Origin of the sequence: Paenibacillus sp. RU5M (assembly GCF_900221055.1) — a bacterium.
Lineage (GTDB): Bacteria > Bacillota > Bacilli > Paenibacillales > Paenibacillaceae > Paenibacillus > Paenibacillus marchantiae.
Window position 1 is genome coordinate 104,781 of sequence record NZ_OBQM01000001.1, and the last position, 16,975, is coordinate 121,755.

At 45.6% G+C, this 16,975-nt stretch carries 16 protein-coding genes; 13 read left to right on the plus strand and 3 right to left on the minus strand.

Annotated features, from left to right (window positions below):
- The first annotated feature begins 401 nt into the window (after nt 1-401).
- The 5 genes from CRO25_RS00625 (at nt 402) to CRO25_RS00645 (ending at nt 5,467) form a co-directional block, all read left to right on the plus strand.
- Nucleotides 402-2,381 carry a GGDEF domain-containing protein gene (locus tag CRO25_RS00625; protein ID WP_079694168.1) on the plus strand — a complete coding sequence of 660 codons (1,980 nt, stop codon included), beginning with the start codon at nt 402-404 and terminating at the stop codon, nt 2,379-2,381.
- Between the two features lie 132 nt (nt 2,382-2,513).
- On the plus strand, nt 2,514-3,380 hold the full coding sequence (locus tag CRO25_RS00630; RefSeq protein WP_079694167.1) for a hypothetical protein: 867 nt from the start codon (nt 2,514-2,516) through the stop codon (nt 3,378-3,380).
- Between the two features lie 110 nt (nt 3,381-3,490).
- Nucleotides 3,491-4,606 carry an aminopeptidase gene (locus CRO25_RS00635; protein WP_063565583.1) on the plus strand — a complete coding sequence of 372 codons (1,116 nt, stop codon included), beginning with the start codon at nt 3,491-3,493 and terminating at the stop codon, nt 4,604-4,606.
- A gap of 96 nt (nt 4,607-4,702) precedes the next feature.
- Nucleotides 4,703-4,948, plus strand: a complete 246-nt coding sequence (locus CRO25_RS00640) for an HPr family phosphocarrier protein (protein WP_024631140.1) — start codon at nt 4,703-4,705, stop codon at nt 4,946-4,948.
- Between the two features lie 225 nt (nt 4,949-5,173).
- The gene (locus CRO25_RS00645) at nt 5,174-5,467 is read left to right on the plus strand and encodes a YlaN family protein (RefSeq protein WP_024631139.1); all 294 of its coding nucleotides are present in this window, start codon (nt 5,174-5,176) and stop codon (nt 5,465-5,467) included.
- Between the two features lie 191 nt (nt 5,468-5,658).
- Here the strand turns inward: CRO25_RS00645 and cax are convergent, their stop codons facing one another.
- Entirely contained in the window at nt 5,659-6,729 is a 1,071-nt protein-coding gene (gene cax, locus CRO25_RS00650) for a calcium/proton exchanger (RefSeq protein ID WP_063565584.1), read from the minus strand.
- Nucleotides 6,730-6,912: 183 nt separating this feature from the next.
- On the opposite strand from cax, the gene CRO25_RS00655 reads away from it, so the two are divergent.
- Nucleotides 6,913-7,275: an Asp23/Gls24 family envelope stress response protein gene (locus CRO25_RS00655; protein WP_024631137.1), complete on the plus strand. Its 363-nt coding sequence runs from the start codon at nt 6,913-6,915 to the stop codon at nt 7,273-7,275.
- 159 nt (nt 7,276-7,434) lie between these two features.
- Here CRO25_RS00655 and ftsW read toward each other — a convergent pair whose 3' ends face one another.
- Nucleotides 7,435-8,721, minus strand: a complete 1,287-nt coding sequence (gene ftsW / locus CRO25_RS00660) for a putative lipid II flippase FtsW (protein WP_063565585.1) — start codon at nt 8,719-8,721, stop codon at nt 7,435-7,437.
- A 13-nt stretch (nt 8,722-8,734) separates the two neighbouring features.
- Nucleotides 8,735-9,082, minus strand: coding sequence for a YugN family protein (locus CRO25_RS00665; protein WP_079694166.1), 348 nt, complete (start codon nt 9,080-9,082; stop codon nt 8,735-8,737).
- A gap of 212 nt (nt 9,083-9,294) precedes the next feature.
- Between CRO25_RS00665 and CRO25_RS00670 the strand changes: the two genes are divergently transcribed.
- The 7 genes from CRO25_RS00670 (at nt 9,295) to CRO25_RS00700 (ending at nt 16,930) form a co-directional block, all read left to right on the plus strand.
- Nucleotides 9,295-10,464: a M20 family metallopeptidase gene (locus tag CRO25_RS00670; RefSeq protein ID WP_063565587.1), complete on the plus strand. Its 1,170-nt coding sequence runs from the start codon at nt 9,295-9,297 to the stop codon at nt 10,462-10,464.
- 200 nt (nt 10,465-10,664) lie between these two features.
- Nucleotides 10,665-12,341 carry a DNA repair helicase XPB gene (locus CRO25_RS00675; protein WP_079694165.1) on the plus strand — a complete coding sequence of 559 codons (1,677 nt, stop codon included), beginning with the start codon at nt 10,665-10,667 and terminating at the stop codon, nt 12,339-12,341.
- A 161-nt stretch (nt 12,342-12,502) separates the two neighbouring features.
- Nucleotides 12,503-14,302, plus strand: coding sequence for a helicase-associated domain-containing protein (locus CRO25_RS00680; RefSeq protein ID WP_179800927.1), 1,800 nt, complete (start codon nt 12,503-12,505; stop codon nt 14,300-14,302).
- 141 nt (nt 14,303-14,443) lie between these two features.
- Nucleotides 14,444-14,881 (plus strand): YlbF family regulator, encoded by a 438-nt coding sequence (locus CRO25_RS00685; protein WP_063565590.1) that lies wholly within the window; start codon nt 14,444-14,446, stop codon nt 14,879-14,881.
- Nucleotides 14,882-14,961: 80 nt separating this feature from the next.
- Complete coding sequence (locus tag CRO25_RS00690; RefSeq protein ID WP_063565591.1) at nt 14,962-15,225, plus strand: YlbG family protein; 264 nt, start codon at nt 14,962-14,964, stop codon at nt 15,223-15,225.
- A 218-nt stretch (nt 15,226-15,443) separates the two neighbouring features.
- On the plus strand, nt 15,444-15,881 hold the full coding sequence (locus tag CRO25_RS00695; RefSeq protein ID WP_063565592.1) for a hypothetical protein: 438 nt from the start codon (nt 15,444-15,446) through the stop codon (nt 15,879-15,881).
- A gap of 131 nt (nt 15,882-16,012) precedes the next feature.
- Nucleotides 16,013-16,930 (plus strand): selenium metabolism-associated LysR family transcriptional regulator, encoded by a 918-nt coding sequence (locus CRO25_RS00700; RefSeq protein WP_063565593.1) that lies wholly within the window; start codon nt 16,013-16,015, stop codon nt 16,928-16,930.
- Nucleotides 16,931-16,975 lie beyond the last annotated feature (45 nt).

Consider the following 16,975-nt stretch of genomic DNA (forward strand, 5'->3'; position numbering starts at 1 on the left):
GATGCGGGCTAAGCCACGCATAGAACGATCAGGAAAGTTCAGCCGCTGTCCTGAAAGCAACAAAAAGAATGAGGGTGACACAACCGGTAATGCCCAAATTTAAAGACCCATTAGTAGTCTTCATCAACAATTTATTTTACAGTTTACTAGAACCAAAGTCAAGCCTGTGATAAAAGCAAAAAAACGTCTAAATTTGTCGATAGGTCCTTAGGCCCAAAATAATGGGACAATTTTCTGAAATATGGATGCAAAAATGCTTTAAAGAGAGTAAAATAGATTGTATCTTAACTTTAAATGATCTTGTACATTAAGGTTATCGCATAGAATTTGCAGGTTTGCGATAACGTCTGCAGATTAATGCATCCGAGTGGATGCAAAAACGGTGCAAAGGAGCGCCTGACATGTTAGAACATCTAAGAAGTAAACCAGCCAGCTTGAATTCGCGAAGTTCGGGCGATTCCGCATCTTCTGCCGCTCCTCACGAAGCGCATGTATTCTGGATGCAAAAAATGGACATCACACCTTTTGATTTTTCATATTTGGGAAGCCTGCTGCAACAAGCATACACCGACTGGCATATCCAACGGCGGCCGCACTCCGACAGATCATCGATAATATACAACGTATGGAATACAGAAGGGATCTGTATGGGGCAAGGAAATGAAGGGGCTCCATTGCTCGATGTACATTCGACTGTGATGCAATGCCTTGAAACGGGACAGGCCCAGTCGTTACGTGGAACCACTGAAAATGGAGAGTACCATCTAATGGCTGAACCTCTTTTCTCCAGAACAAATAAGGATATGTTTGCTGTCTTCACTGCTGTAACCTACGAGCAAAATCGAGATGACACGTCTGAAGCCGTTGTTCGATCGGAGGCATTGCATTATCGTACCTGCTTTTACCGAAGATTTGAATACATATTTATGACGGATCTATTACATGCTCATGAACAAACGGCTCGTGAAGAGCACCGCAGGTCAATTCTGTTCCAAATCGTTCAACGGATGCATGACAAAATGGATGTGGATGCCATATTGGATGAAGTCTTTGACAGCATTGACTACTTATATCCAACGACCCGTATGACATTGTATATGTCTCAGGATCAGAGCAGCCTCAACCCACGTATCAAACCGTTGCTTGTTCATGAACGTGGAGAAGACATCTGTGTACAATCGTTTATGGAAGGCAAGCTCATTGTTGTTCGATCGGATCAAGGTGAACATCGCATACTGGAGGTTGGTCTTCCTCTAAAAGGTAAACAAGGGATCTATGGTGTATTTCATATTGAGATGAATGAGGAGTTAATGGAAGATTCCGATCTCCAACTCATTACGATGATGGCGGATACAGCAGGAACTGCCTTTGAAAATGCCAAACTGCACGAGCAATCGAATATGTTGATCCAGGAACTTCGTCTAATCAACGATCTGACACAACGTTTGAACAAAAGCCTGCAGCTCATGGAGATCTATCAATTCTCTGAACAGGAGTTGAAGGACATTTTTCAGGCTGAATCATGTTGTATTCTTCAACTGAATGACAGTACGGATCACTTCGAAGTAATGTCATCCAATGTGAGTGAGTTAGGTCGCAAATCGTTTCCAATGGATTATGGAATCGCTGGTTTGCTGTATCAAACCGAAGAACCGCTCATCCTATCCAATTATGCGAAATACGATAGAGTGTCATCGGTCTTCATGGATCTTACCGGCTCAATGTCATTGATTGCTTCACCCGTTCGGGTGAATGGTGAAGTGAAGGGTGCCATTTTGCTGGGACATCCCAAAAAGCAGTATTTTTCGTACGACAATTACCGCCTGCTGCAGATGTTGTCCATTCATATTGGACTTGCTCTCTCCAACGCAACGCTTCACGCCGAGGTACGACGTTTGGCTAACCTGGATATGCTGACAGGACTGTATGTGAGGCATTACCTGGATAGTGTGATCCATGAACGTCAGGCTCATGAATTCTGTGGTTCACTGGTTGTTGTGGATATTGACCAGTTTAAGCAGGTGAATGACACGTTTGGGCACCAAACAGGTGATCAGGTATTGAAACAGGTAAGCGACATTGTAACAAGTTCCGTCCGGCCTGAGGACATCTGCGCCAGATGGGGCGGGGAAGAGCTGGCCATCTATATGCCTCAGATTGGTGCTCGTCAGGCACTGGAATATGCGGAAATCATTCGCACCAGGGTTGCTGAAGAAACAAGGCCTTCCGTGACCGTATCCAGCGGTATTGCCGAATGGAACTGGATGGATGAGAAGGTTAGTGTGGAATCGTTATTTTACCGAGCTGATATGGCATTGTACGATGCGAAGCATGGTGGTCGAAATCGGATCGTCATGGAAGAACAGGAAGTTACACGTTAAGAGAGGACTATTCCGATTGCGGAGTCGTCCTCTCTTTATTTTTTTGAAGAGGCGATGCCAAAGGAAGGAAGTATAAGCAAATAAGGGAGGGGCAGGCTATGGAGAAAGTTTGATGGAAAGGTGGAATAGAACATGTTGAACCGTCGGTATATACGTGGGCTATTGTTGATTCTGAGCATTGTTGTGTTGTGTGCTCCTGGTTGTGGATTGTTAGAGCGAGATCGAACTCCTGAGGAGTTATTTTCACTGGCTTTATCCGGAATAGCAGGTAAAGAAAAGCTGAGTTTTGATGGGGAAGCAGGATTGCGACGCGAAAGCAACGGGCTGTTCGAAAATCAGTTTAAATTTGAGGGCAAGCTGGAGGATCATGACCGCTTGACCTTGCAAACGAGGCTGCCTGGAGCTGTGACTGCTGCCGGAACAGGAGTAAAAGGAGTAAATGCCGCCGCTGTTAACAATAACGGACAACCGAGTGGATTCAGTGCATCTTTTGAACGCAAACAAGGACAGTGGATGGCTTTAACTGCCCAACATGAGCCCCTGCGCGGATCGCTGTCCCGTTTTAATCCCATCGCTCAAATGGAAAGTATCGATCGGTTGAACAAAACGATAAAGTCCGAGTACGGTTCAGGTCGTCGAACGAAAATACTGCGAATTGAACTCGCACCAAAAGACGCCAAAACGTGGGCACTCGCGCAGCTTAACGACGAGATGAATGCGATTCGGGCAGAGTATATGCACAAGGCAACTGCGGTTAAGGGAGGCAGTCAGGAGAAGCTTGAGAAGGATTTGAACAAAGTGTGGGAACAAGGGGAAACATCGATGCAAGAGATGATGAAGCAGGCCGAGGTACAGACGGTGTATCATCTAACCGTAGATCGGAAAACTAGCTTGCCCTTGCGACTTTCTTCGGAAAGCCAGGTGAGCTATAAGGACATGAACAGCAAAAGGAATAAAGAAGCTCTTGTCACAGATGTAAACTTCAGGGCTTATGAATAGATAAGTTGTGGGGCTGCCTGCTGACGAGATCGTTGTAGCGTGCTACAATAGTATCGTAATTTACCGTTGTTCAATTCAGGGAATGGCGGATGACAGGAGGAGTTTACACGATGAAGGACCCAAGAATTCAGAAGCTCGCAGCCAATCTGGTGGGCTACTCTGTAGATGTACAGCCCGGCGAGAATGTGCTGGTTGAGATGATCGGCACGGAACGTGATCTGATTAATGCAATTATTGAAGAAGTAGGCAAAAAAGGCGGTAACGTCTTTGTACAGCTGACTGACAAAACAGTACAGCGTGCCATGCTCAAAAATGCGACAGAAGAAATGATGAAAACCTGGGCAGAGATCGATCTGAACCGGATGAAACAAATGGATTGTTACATTGGTATCCGTGCAGGGGAGAATGTGAACGATCTGTCCGATGTACCGGAAGAGAAAATGAAAATGTACAATTCACTGTATTCCCATCCGGTACATAGCGAGCAACGGGTAAAACATACAAAATGGGTTGTGCTTCGTTACCCGAATGCAAGTATGGCACAGCTGGCGAATACAAGCACAGAAGCGTTTGAAGATTTCTACTTCGACGTATGTAACCTGGATTACGCTAAAATGGACAAAGCACAGGATTCATTGGCTAATTTGATGAAACGCACGGACAAAGTGCGTATCACTGGACCGGGAACAGACCTGAGCTTCTCCATTAAAGATATCGGTGCAGAGAAATGTTCTGGCCAAAAAAATATTCCGGATGGCGAAGTGTACAGTGCCCCTGTACGTAATTCAGTGAACGGAACGATTAGTTATAACGCGCCAACGCTGTATAACGGCATTACTTTTGAAAATATTAAATTCACCTTCAAAGACGGTAAAATCGTTGAAGCAACGAGCAACGATACAGACCGCATCAATGAAATTCTGAATTCAGATGATGGCGCTCGTCATATCGGAGAATTCGCAATTGGATTTAATCCACATATCCTGCACCCAATGAAGGACATTCTGTTTGATGAAAAAATTGCAGGCAGCTTGCACTTTACGCCAGGCCAGGCATATGAAGAAACAGATAACGGAAACCGTTCCTCCATTCACTGGGATCTGGTGTTGATCCAGCGTCCAGACTACGGTGGTGGCGAAATTTATTTTGATGATGTATTGATCCGTAAAGACGGGATTTTCGTTATTCCTGAGCTGGAATGCCTCAATCCGGATCGTCTGAAATAGGAACAGTATTTTGCTGTTGCTAGGAAAGCGGATTCACGGTATCATGTAGTGGTAATTAATAGATGATACCAAAAGTGAAAAGACGGAGGGATTCCTATGTCGAGTAATAACGCAGCGGTAGTGGAAATTGCTCAAACAGCGAGCAAGTTTACTTCTTCAATCGTGCTTCATTCAGAGAACAAGTATATCGATGTGAAAAGTATTCTCGGACTGTTTACAACGCTGATCAGCACGCACAGCTATGAACTGCACGTTCATGGCCCGGATGCAGCTGAAGCCAAAGCAGCTATGTCAGAAGTATTTGCCAAACATGGACTGAATGTAAGTATCGCATCCGAGTAATGGCACTAAGAAGCATCTCTGCCTATTATGGCAGAGGTGCTTTTTTTGCATGAGATATTTCAGGTGTACGGCAAGACCTCCGTAAAATAGGGGGATTAGGCAGGAATAAAGCTCTCCATAATCTATGGTTATTTTGGTCAGGTTCTTGTATTAGCTCCTGATTTCGTCTAATATTAGAGGTAGAACGTCTTTACGCGATTTTTGGGACATAGGGGGGAAAAATGCATGACTTCATCTGATCTGCAGGACCAGTTGCACTTGAAAGCGATCAGTCTTCTTCAAGAAGATGCAGATAAAATACAGAAGCTTATTGAAGTACAGATGGAGAATCTGGCTACCCGCTACTGCCCTCTCTATGAGGAAGTATTGGATACACAGATGTATGGGTTCTCCAAGGAAGTCGATTTTGCTGTTCGTGCAGGGCTTCTTCCAGAAGGTGCTGGTAAGCAGCTGGTAAGCGCGCTTGAGCGGAATCTGGCGATTCTATATGAAGCTTTGAACAAGAAGAATGAGCAATAGCCTGCAATAGCGTGGGTCAGAATAGAAGGCATGCAGGTGTTTGCATGCTTTTTTTGTGCGCCTGAATTGAAACAGCTCGTCTGATGTGGTTTAGGCGAGGGAGAAAAGAAAAAACAGCCTGGAAATGCGATTTCCAGGCTGCCTTTTATGCGCTAATTTTTTGTCTATTATTTAGGATGATGGGAGTACTGTTATACCAGGAAGAACGATACACCCAAAATAACATATACAACCATTAGGAGTAGACCTTCGTACCAGTTCGTTGAACCGTCCTGGGTGATGGACTTGGCAATAAATACGGCTACGCCAATGGCGACCAGCTCAATCGTTGTAAACACAATGTCCATCGTTCTGCCTGTGAAGTAGCTGACAAAAACGAGCACAGGAGCTACAAAGAGTGCGATTTGTAAACTGCTGCCGACTGCGATCTCAACGGCGGCACCGATTTTGTTTTTCATGGCAAGCATGATGGCTGCACTATGTTCCGCGGCGTTACCGATAATGGCAACGAGAAACGCACCGACGAACAGTTCGCTGAGTCCAAATTGTTCAGTAAACACCTCAAGGGTGCCAACGAGCCATTCACTGACGAAGGCAACCATGACGGTTGCAAGAACAAGATAGAGAATTGATTTTTTCTTAGACCACTCGGGCGCATGTTCATGCGGCAATTCTTCATCTTCATCCACAGTGACATCTGCGAGATAGTTCTTGTGTGTGACCATGGAGAACACTAACCACGCTATGTAGGCAAGGATCAGCAGGCCTGCGACAATGAGACTGAGTGTGTTCGTATCCTTCTGTGTGATGGAATGGGTATTCAGGAAGACGGCTGGAATAAACAGAGCAATGATGGCTACAATCATCAGGGAGCCGTTTAGACCGGCAAGGGATACGTTATAATTCTGAATTTTGAACTTGAGTCCTCCGGCAAAGATACTTAGACCAAGCACCAGCAGCAGGTTACCGATAATGGAGCCTGTCAAACTGGCCTTAACCATGTCGAACAATCCTTCTTTGACGAGGAAAATGGCGATAATCAATTCGGCGGCATTGCCGAATGTAGCATTCAAAAATCCGCCTAACCGCTGTCCGGCATAGTGGGCTACATTTTCGGTGGCTTTGCCTAAAAAACCGGCCACAAAAATAACCGAAATGGCTGAAATGACGAATTGCAGAATCGAATCCCATTTCAAGTAGTGGGCGACGGCGCTGAGTGCAAAGGTGGCAATCAGCAAAATGGATGAAATTCGGTTTCTCACAACAAACACCTCGGTAACATATTATTTTGTTTTAAACGATATGACTAAATACTTATGAGATTATTTTCATATTTCAATATAACCAAATCATGGTAGGTTGTAAACGCATCTTTTTGAGTTTAATTTGCTTTTTGGGGTCGAAAGGATTTAAAATACGAGTAACGAAGTGAAGGAGGATGTGGCATGGCAGAACAACTTCAACTAGAGGGCGGAAACATCCGGATTGCCGATGACGTAGTGGCGAAAATTGCCGGAATGGCTGCGATGGAGACACCCGGAATTGCCGCAATGTCTGGAGGATTGTCAGAGGGCTGGGCCAAGCGCCTGAGCGGTAAAAACGTACAGAAAGGCGTGGGCGTGGAGGTCGGCCAGCTGGAAGCAGCCATTGATCTGCGCATCATCGTCCTGTACGAGACACCTATTCATGAAGTTTCCCGCATGCTCCAGCAGAATGTAAGAGAAGCGGTAGAGACCATGACCGGGTTACGTGTTGTTGAAGTCAATGTAAAGGTAGAAGGCGTATCTTTCAGAGGCGACGATCTGTAAACTTGAGCAATCCGTGATGGAAGAACAGCAGTATATTGACCTGGTTCTTCATCTAGATAAACAACACCAAAAAGACTTCGCATCAAAATTCGATGCGAAGTCTTTTTCTGTTTTCAATACATTTTGTTCCGAAACCATTCGTATGACGTTTCCTTCGCATTACCGAATTCGGCGAATGGATTCACGTGAACGAAGTGCGGGAGAGGTACGGGATGTCTGAACCGTCACCGACTTCGTTTTCTCTTCCTTGATGACGTCCAAATTATTGGTACGCGAGATGCTGAGCAGTATACCCATAGCCACCATCATCACAAAGAGTGAGGTACCGCCATAACTGATGAACGGAAGGGTAACCCCTGTCACCGGAATGGTCTGGGTTACGCCCCCAATGTTGATAAAGGCCTGGATCGCAATTAATCCCATAATACCGATACCTACCAGCGTCCCAAATGGATCGGGACAGCGAAGGGAGACAATAATGCCTCGCCAGATGAAGTAGAGGTAGACCAACAGAAACAGAGCAGTTCCAACAAAGCCGAGCTCTTCTCCAATTACGGAGAAAATAAAGTCGTTATAGGCATTGGGCAAATAATGCAGCTTCATCGTGCCTTGTCCGATCCCGGAGCCAGTAATGCCTCCATCCCCGATGGCGACAAGGGAGCGATAGAGGTTAAGGCTTCCGCCTGTTTTGTCGGATAAAGGATCAAGGAATGCCTGAATGCGGCCGATTTTATAGTTCTGCGTAGCTTCCGTAGTTGTGGTGCTATCTGCAGTATCTGAAGAAGACATGGAAGAAAACAAGGCATTCGCTCCAAGCGCCAATGCTGCTCCCAACACTACCAGCAAAATAGAACCCATAATGTGTTTCATACTTGCTCCACCCGCATAAATGACCAGTCCGCACGTCGTAACCAGAATAAAGCAGGTACCAAAATCCGGTTGCAACATAATCAGTCCTGCAATGAATCCGACAATGACCAGCACGGGAATATATCCTGTCCTAAGATCCCTGAACCGTTCCCCTTTTTTGGTAATCAGTGCAGCGAGGTACAAAACAATGGCAATTTTGGCAAATTCCGCAGGTTGAATACTGAAGCCGATAATTTCAATCCAGCTTCGGGCACCGTTTACCTTCTTGCCTGCAACCAATACAATTAGTAGCAATACCGTGGTGAGTAAGAAAAATGGTGCATAAAGTTTTTTGTATTTGTTAAATCGGATATTCATGGCGAAAAACATGCCCACTAAACCGATAACCGCCCACATAAGTTGTTTTTTCGTGAAGAACAGGGCATCATTGTTAAAATTTTTGTTTGCAATTGCAATGCTGGAACTGGAGCTGAACACCATCACCAGTCCGAAGCCCACCAACAATAAAGTGAGGATTAGCAGTTGAAAATCCGGCGTGCCTCTCTTCGTTTTCGTTTGGGCCGTTTGTTGTTTCATGGTTCGGCCCAGCCTATGCTTCCAGCAGTTCTTTAAGCTGCTGTAGTTTTTGGGCCGCCAGCTTCACGACTGGCTGCGGTATGGTAGAGTCATAATCCAGACCATGCGGGAAGGTTGCTTTTCCAAGATAAACCGCTTCAACAGCGAGAACCGTATCCGGTTTCTCGAGTTTGCCATCTACCGCACGGGTATTGATACGTACAAAGTATTCCGATTTGGTTTGTTCATCTTCAATTTTGTAGTCATATGTAGCACGATAATATTCCCATTGCCACCGGACAAATCCGACTTTCTCGGCGCTCTCATCCAGGTATGCCAAGTCGCTCTTCAAGCCATCCAAGCCTGTATTCTCAAAAATCATAAGCGTCTGATCCTCCTCATAAGCTTCCGAGAGTATAAATCTCGTTCTTTTCTCTAGTTTATGATAGTATGTTTCCCCTTTCCGTGCAAGCTTTCAAGCGGTCATTCGTATCGGTTTTCTTCCAATTCTGCTACAATATACAGCAATAGGTTTCAAGAGGAAGGTTCGGGCTTGATGAAAGTCCCGTATAGAGAGCGAAAGGATGGAGAGACATGACAAATAATATATGGTGGAATGACCTGCAAATCCACATGGTAGAATGGCGTCGTCATCTTCATCGGAATCCTGAGGTTTCCTTTCATGAGGAGAAGACATCCTCTTTTGTAGCGGGTATGCTGGAGAGCTTTGGTGTTGAAGTGAGACGACACGTTGGTGGACACGGGGTTATAGGTACCCTTCGTGGGGACAAGCCAGGGCCTGTCGTAATGCTTCGTGCAGATATGGATGCACTTCCGATTCAGGACGAGAAGGACGTTGAATATGCATCACAACAAGCAGGAGCTATGCATGCCTGTGGTCATGATGGTCACATATCCATTTTGCTAGGCACGGCACTGTATTTCAGTCGCCATAAACATGAGATCAAGGGTGAGATTCGCTTTTTGTTCCAACCTGCAGAAGAGTTGCTTCCAGGTGGTGCGCTCAAGGTCATAGCAGACGGCGGACTGGAAGGGGTAGATGTCATCTATGGAATTCATCTGTGGACTCCGCTTCCTGTAGGCGTGGCAGCAAGTACTCCGGGGCCGATGATGGCAGCGGCAGATGACTTTTATATTGAGATCAAAGGAAAAGGTGGACATGGCGGCATGCCGCAATCCACGGTGGACAGCCTCGTGGCTGGTTCAGCCCTTGTGATGCAATTGCAGACGGTTGTCAGTCGCTCGGTGGATCCCTTGCGTCCCGCAGTATTGACGATTGGTACAATGCAGGCGGGCTCAGCACAGAATATCATCGCCGAGTTATGCAAAATGACGGGTACGGTGAGAACCTTTGATGAAGAGACGCGCAGTATCATGAAGGAACGTGTGCATACGATCGTGGCTCAGACCGGAGAGATCTACGGTGCCGAGACGAAGTTGAACTATATTATGGGATATCCTCCTGTCGTGAATGATGAGCAGGAAACGGCACGTTTCTTCAAGGAAGCGGTAGATGTATTTGGTGCAGAACATGTACAGAAGTCACCGATGTTGATGCCAGCTGAAGATTTCGCTTATTACTTACAGCAGATTCCTGGCTGCTTTATGTTTGTTGGAGCAGGTAACCCGGAGAAGAATGCCATCTATCCGCATCATCATCCCAAGTTTGACTTTGATGAGGATGCCATGCAAAATGCTGTGAAACTATTTATAGCAATGGCTAAAGGATATACAGCCGAATGATTTGAGTATAGTTGGGCATCCTATTCATACCAAGGTATGAGCAGGGTGCTTTTTTTTGTTAGGTCTTTATCAAGCTTAAGTTAAGGTCGAACTGTTGTACGATACAGGTTCAATTTCGGAAGAAACCGGAACTGGACTTTTTGTGATGCCTGTTATTCGAAAAAACATATAACTCATTTTCAAATTGGGGAGGAAGCGGAATGGAGAAAACGGACGCCTGCATTGTCCAGCGTGATTTTACAGTATTGCTTGAAGTGGGTCATCCTGGATTTGATCAGGCCAGAGCTCAACTAGGGATGTATGCCGAACTGGTGAAGACACCTGCGGCTTTTCATACATATCGCATCACTGCATTATCACTGTGGAATGCCGCTGCACTCGGCTGGAGCGCTGATCAAGTGATAGAAAGTCTGGAATCAGTGTCTCGTTGGAATGTTCCTGCCGCCCTGATTCAAGATATCCAAAGAATTATCCATCAATATGGGAAGTTGCAATTGAAGCCACAGGCAGATCACGGGAGAATGCGTCTTGTGAGTGAAGATGAACGATTGCTGGATGAATTAAGCAGTATGAAGACTATTTCGGCTTTTCGGATGGAACGTGTCGATCCCCATGAGCTCATACTTGGCGGTGAGCAACGCGGATTGCTGAAGCGTGAACTAACTCGTTTGGGTTATCCGGTGCTGGATTATGCGGGATATCGAGAAGGAACAAGTCTGCCGTTTGAATGGCAAGCGAATACTCAAAGTGACAGTTCAGAAGGATTCAGGTTACGCCCTTACCAGCGAGATGCAGTGGATGCATTTGAAGGTAGCGAAGGCATGGGAGGAAGTGGTCTGCTTGTTCTTCCCTGCGGTGCAGGCAAAACGGTTATTGGGATGGCCGTGTTGGAACGTTTGCAATGTGAGTGCCTTATCTTAACATCGAACACCACATCCGTGCGGCAATGGATTCAGGAATTACAGGATAAAACAACGATAACGAGTGAACAGATTGGGGAGTATTCCGGTCAGAAAAAACAGGTGAAACCTGTGACTGTGGCTACTTATCAGATTCTTACACATCGAAAATCCAAAGATGCTGATTTTACTCATATCAAATTGCTCAGTGAACGTCAGTGGGGGCTCATCATTTATGATGAGGTCCATCTGCTTCCAGCACCTGTATTTCGTGCTACAGCAGATATTCAGGCTACAAGAAGACTGGGATTGACAGCAACATTGGTGCGTGAGGATGGCTGTGAACAGGATGTATTTTCGCTAATTGGTCCGAAACTATATGACATGCCGTGGAAAGAATTAGAGCAGCAAGGGTGGATTGCGAATGTACAGTGCCAGGAAATACGCATTCCGTTTACTCCTGAACTACGATCAAACTATTTGGAAGCAGAGGTGAAGCACCAATTTCGCCTTGCAGCCGAAAATCCGGCCAAATTAGCTGTGATCAGACGGATATTGGACCATCATGAGGGGATGCCAGCGCTTGTTATCGGACAGTATCTGGATCAGCTTGAGAGCATTGCCCGGGAAATTGAAGCACCGCTCATATCGGGTACGATGTCCCAGCAAGAGCGAGTGAAATGGTTTGCAGCGTTCCGGCGTGGTGAGATCAAAACGATTGTCGTATCCAAGGTTGCCAATTTTGCCGTGGATCTTCCGGATGCTGCCGTTGCCCTTGAAATATCCGGCAGTTTCGGTTCAAGGCAGGAAGAAGCCCAGCGATTGGGTCGGATTCTAAGGCCTAAGTCCGGAGAAAATAAAGCTTATTTCTATGCCCTTGTATCGGAGGACAGTAAGGAACAGGAGTTTGCATTACGCCGCCAGATGTTTCTGGTCGAACAAGGATATGAGTACAAAATCGTTCATGAATTGCAATGAAAATGCTGTTTACATCTCTACTTAAAAATAAGAGAAAGGCATGATTAGCAATGTGTACACAAGGTAATCTGGATGTGAATTCATTAAAAGAGCTTTCATGCGTTGAAAGAACGGTACTTGGTGTGATTTTTTGCAAATATGCCGGACAACCCTTTTCCAACATGCTGACATCAGCAGAGTGGGCTGTGGATGGTCTTAGCAGAGCTGAAGCAGTGACGGAGTTTATAGCGCTTCGGCATAAAGGCTGGATCAAAGCTGTGCGCAAGTCTTGGGGCGAACGCCTGTATTACATACCAGAATCACTACTTTCTTTGTTAACTATCGCCTATGCGGCACGAGTTGGACAGTTCGCTCAGCTGAAGACGAATGTAATACAGGATCAAATGACACAAGATAAGTCCATATCCAGTAATGAAGTCCAGAAGGTGAAGATTGTTCGAGAGGGAAAACCGGATATTGCCGCAGAGCTTCTTCATGTACTGGCTTGGATGGTAAGAGAAGGTCAAGCCCAAGGAGGACTCCTATTAACAAGTAAGGGAACGATCCACAAGAAAATGGTGCAGCGATTAAGTCGGATGACGGTTCTGGGCCCTGAAGATTTTGCCGAACTAGGTATTCACTATGATCATGCGGATGTGTATCCAGTCCATGTTGCCCTTATTATTGATTTGCTGCTCAGTCTGGGTTTGATTGAAAAAGCGCATAACCGAATGCATGTGTCACCTGACCGTCTTTATCACTGGTTAACGTTGTCGTGGTCTTCAATGCACCGAGAAATCTATAGCGTATGTATGGACCGATATGGTGTAGCTGAGCCTAAACTTCAGCATTTTCGTTATCAATTGATGATGTTTGCTTCACGGGAAAATGAATGGTTGAGTATTTCAGCAGGGACTTTAGACAACGTTGAGCTGAAAGAAGCAATTGAAATTAGAGAGAGTGGAAATTCTTCAGGATTAACCTTCTTAACACATATCCGGGGTTGGCTTGATGTTCTGGCAGGTCTGGGATATGGGGAGGTAGGTGAGTCAGCAGCGGGAGAGCTTTTATATCGTTGGCAGATTGATCCGAGAATTTTATTGAACTTTGCGAATGACGAGGCAGAAAAACCGGAAAAGAATACGATTTTTGTTCAGCCTGACTTTGAAATTATGGTTCCTCCAGATGTAGCCCCACAGGTCCGCTGGAATCTGGACCTTGGTGCAGAGCTTGTGAGTCGAGATCGAATGTCCATATATCGGATAACAAAGGAACGGATCATCGCTGCATCAGAGATCGGTCTTACGGCGGATGTAATGATAAACTTCCTTAGACTGTATGCTGTCTCGGGAGTGCCTGAGCATGTGGAGCTAGCGATCCAGCAGTGGGGACAGGATGCAGACGGACTTCACATGGATGCTAGGCAGAACGTTAATCAGGATGAATCGGTGGATAAAGTTAAGAATAAGGATACATGGATATATGAATCGAGAAGTGAATTACTTGAAAAGTTGAACAGGCCAGAGGCGAAAGCCATTGAAGATGAGTCCATTGTCGGAGCAGAAGAGTTCAAAGTCGGACTTGAGGTGCAAAAGGAACTCTTTTATATTCGTGGAAGAGTGGGGCTCATTCAGTGTGACTCCAATCTGCACACGTATGAACACGATCATTCCATCACGGAGCAGTCAGGTCTGTTTCCCGGATACGGAGAGATCCCTGAGATGTGGCATAACGAGTGGCGAGGATATCATGTATCCACAGCTCGTCAGATTGCTGCGAAAGCCATTGAATGGCAGACAAAACTGGGTCTGAAGCTGGACAGCCATATCGTTTATGTTATCCCCGATCAGATTCAAGGTCATGAAGACTGGACACTAACGGGCTGGTCCGTATCGGATGGAGGAACAGATCCAGCAGAACGTCGTACTTTTTCGCCTAACGAATGGAACCAGATACGCCTGATTATTCCGGACCATGCATAAACTTGATCGACTTTGCCAAAGCAGATCGCCTGTTCCCTTTATTTCTATTTGCAGGAAAAACTCTTCTTAACTTTTCGGGGATATGATATGATGAAGTAGTCTACGTTAAGTAGAACTTTATATATAGATAGGATGAATTTCATGAGCGTAGCGGAAATGAACACGGTCGATATGGCCCAAGTGTTAACGGGCGCATATGAACTGGGCGACATGATTAACCAATCAGCCGAAGTATCGGATTATTTATATTGGAAGCAGCAAGTGGAGACGAGCCCTGAAATTCAGGCGGGGATACGCAAGCTGGAAGCCAAAAAGGAACTATTCGAAGAAACCCAGCGTTTTGGGCATTTTCACCCGGACTATCACGCCGCAAAAGATCAGGTTCAGGCTTTAGAGCTTGAATTGGAACATTTCGAGGCGGTAGCCCGCTTTAAACAGGCGGAGAAAGCATTGGACGATATGTTGTTCCAGATGTCGGAGACGATTGCATTCGCCGTGTCAACGACCATTAAGGTACCGAGCAATGATCCGAATCCGAAGGGCGGCTGCGGTAGCGGAGGCAAGTGTGGTTGTAGCTAAAGTTTGATAAGAACATAAATTTATGACAGACCGGACCTTTCCGAGGATCCGGTCTCCATTATAGAAAGGCGGGGAAAATGATGTTTGCGGAAAGGACAGGATTCATTATATGGGTCAGTGATTTGAAAGCGGCTCGTAATCTCGAAAAGTATGGTACCGTTCATTACATCTCCCGCCGTATGCATTATGTCGTCATGTATGTTAATGCAGAGCGGGCTGAAGATACGATGAAAAATGTGAACAGACTTTCCTATGTGCGCAAGGTTGAACGTTCCTACCGGAATGAGATTAAAACAGAGTATGCTAGTAAAACGATGGACAAAACGAGTTTTTACGGGATATAACAAAAAATGGTTTGGGAATGTACAGTGAACTTGTTGCCATTGAACATTTCGAAACGATTAACCAGAGGGGCCCTGCGGGGCCGCTCTTTTATTGAATTAGGCATAAACTGGATTTTGTGAAAAAATCTGAAGTTACGCCTTGAGGTTGCGGGACTTATGTTGTAATATATTGGGTAAATAAATAGATAGAAAGTCCTATCTGGTGGAGAGTGATTCCCATGCGTGATAAGGTGATGCAACGTTGGAGCACGTACGAGCCTTTTTTCGTGGCTCTTGGAGACAAAAAAGTGGCCGACATCGTCATTACCAATCATGCCAAGATGCGGTATGCAGACCGTATTGAGCCGGCACGTAATGATGATGACCATATTGCGGCATGGTTATGGGAGTGTCTGAAGCAGGACCGTATTACACCATACTACCGTAATGAGCAGGATGTTTACCTGATCGACGAAGATCTGGTCGTGGTTGCTGAATTTTCCGAACTTGAAGGGGAATATGATATTGCTGGCAATCCGCTTCATAAGATGATTGTTGTTACGTTTCTGGGGAAAATGTCCGAGACGATTGAACTGCGGGATTTAAAATCGTATTATTCTTGGCTAAGACATTCAAGACGAATGACTCTTGTCAAGAACAGTCGCAAGCATAAGTAAGTTTGGAATAATCCATATTTTCGAATTGATAGATTCAGGTTACATCGCATGCAGACAAGCTGCATGCTTTTTTTGTTGGAATTCAGGAAATCGGCTACAATGAGGAAAGCGTACAGAAGAGGGGCGAAGATATGAATTTTCATCAATTGCATATTTTTTATACCGTAGCAGAGAAGGGAAGTTTTTCAGCGGCTGCGCAAGCACTACATATGACACAACCTGCGGTGACGATGCAGATTCAATCGCTTGAGGATTATTTTGGGACCAAGCTGCTGCATCGTTCTACTAAGAAAATAGAATTATCCGAGGCGGGTCGGACATTACTGCCTCACGCCAAACGCAGTGTAGAGTTGGTCAGACAGACAGATGAGGCGATGTCCGCGTTTACACAGATGCTGCAAGGCAGATTGCAGCTCGGTGCAAGTTTGACGATTGGTGAGTATGTGTTGCCACGAATGCTGGGCCCTTTTGCTCGCCAATACCCGGATATCTCGATCGTTATGAAAGTGATGAATACGACGCAAATTATGGACGATATCTTGAAACATCAGCTTAACTTTGGACTGATTGAAGCGCCAGTAAACCACCCGGATATGATTGTAGAGCCGGTCATGCAGGATGAATTGAAGCTGATTGTTCCGGCAGGGCATGCTCTGGCAGATCGTGGGGAAGTAGAGCTTGAAGATGTGCTGAACTACGCGTTTGTGTTGCGGGAAAAAGGCTCGGGTACCCGTCAGGTGATGGAAGATCAGTTGCAGAAGAGAAATATAGATCCACAGGACATGAATGTGGTGATGGAACTTGGCAGTACAGGTGCTGTGAAATCCGCCGTAGAAGCGGGTGTGGGTATCACCATGTTATCCCCGTCGTCCGTTCAGCATGAGCTGGCCCTTGGACTGGTTCATATCGTGGATATTCGTGGGCTTGAGTTCAAACGACAATTCTACGCCATACATCTGAAATCTTCATTGCTTCCCTTGTCAGCAGTAGCTTTCCTGAATTATTTGCGTCAGCATGAGCAGACAACATCAGAAGGGCGAGCGGAATAAGAGGGTCATATTAATTTAAAATCCATTCTGTTACTCACTAGATAT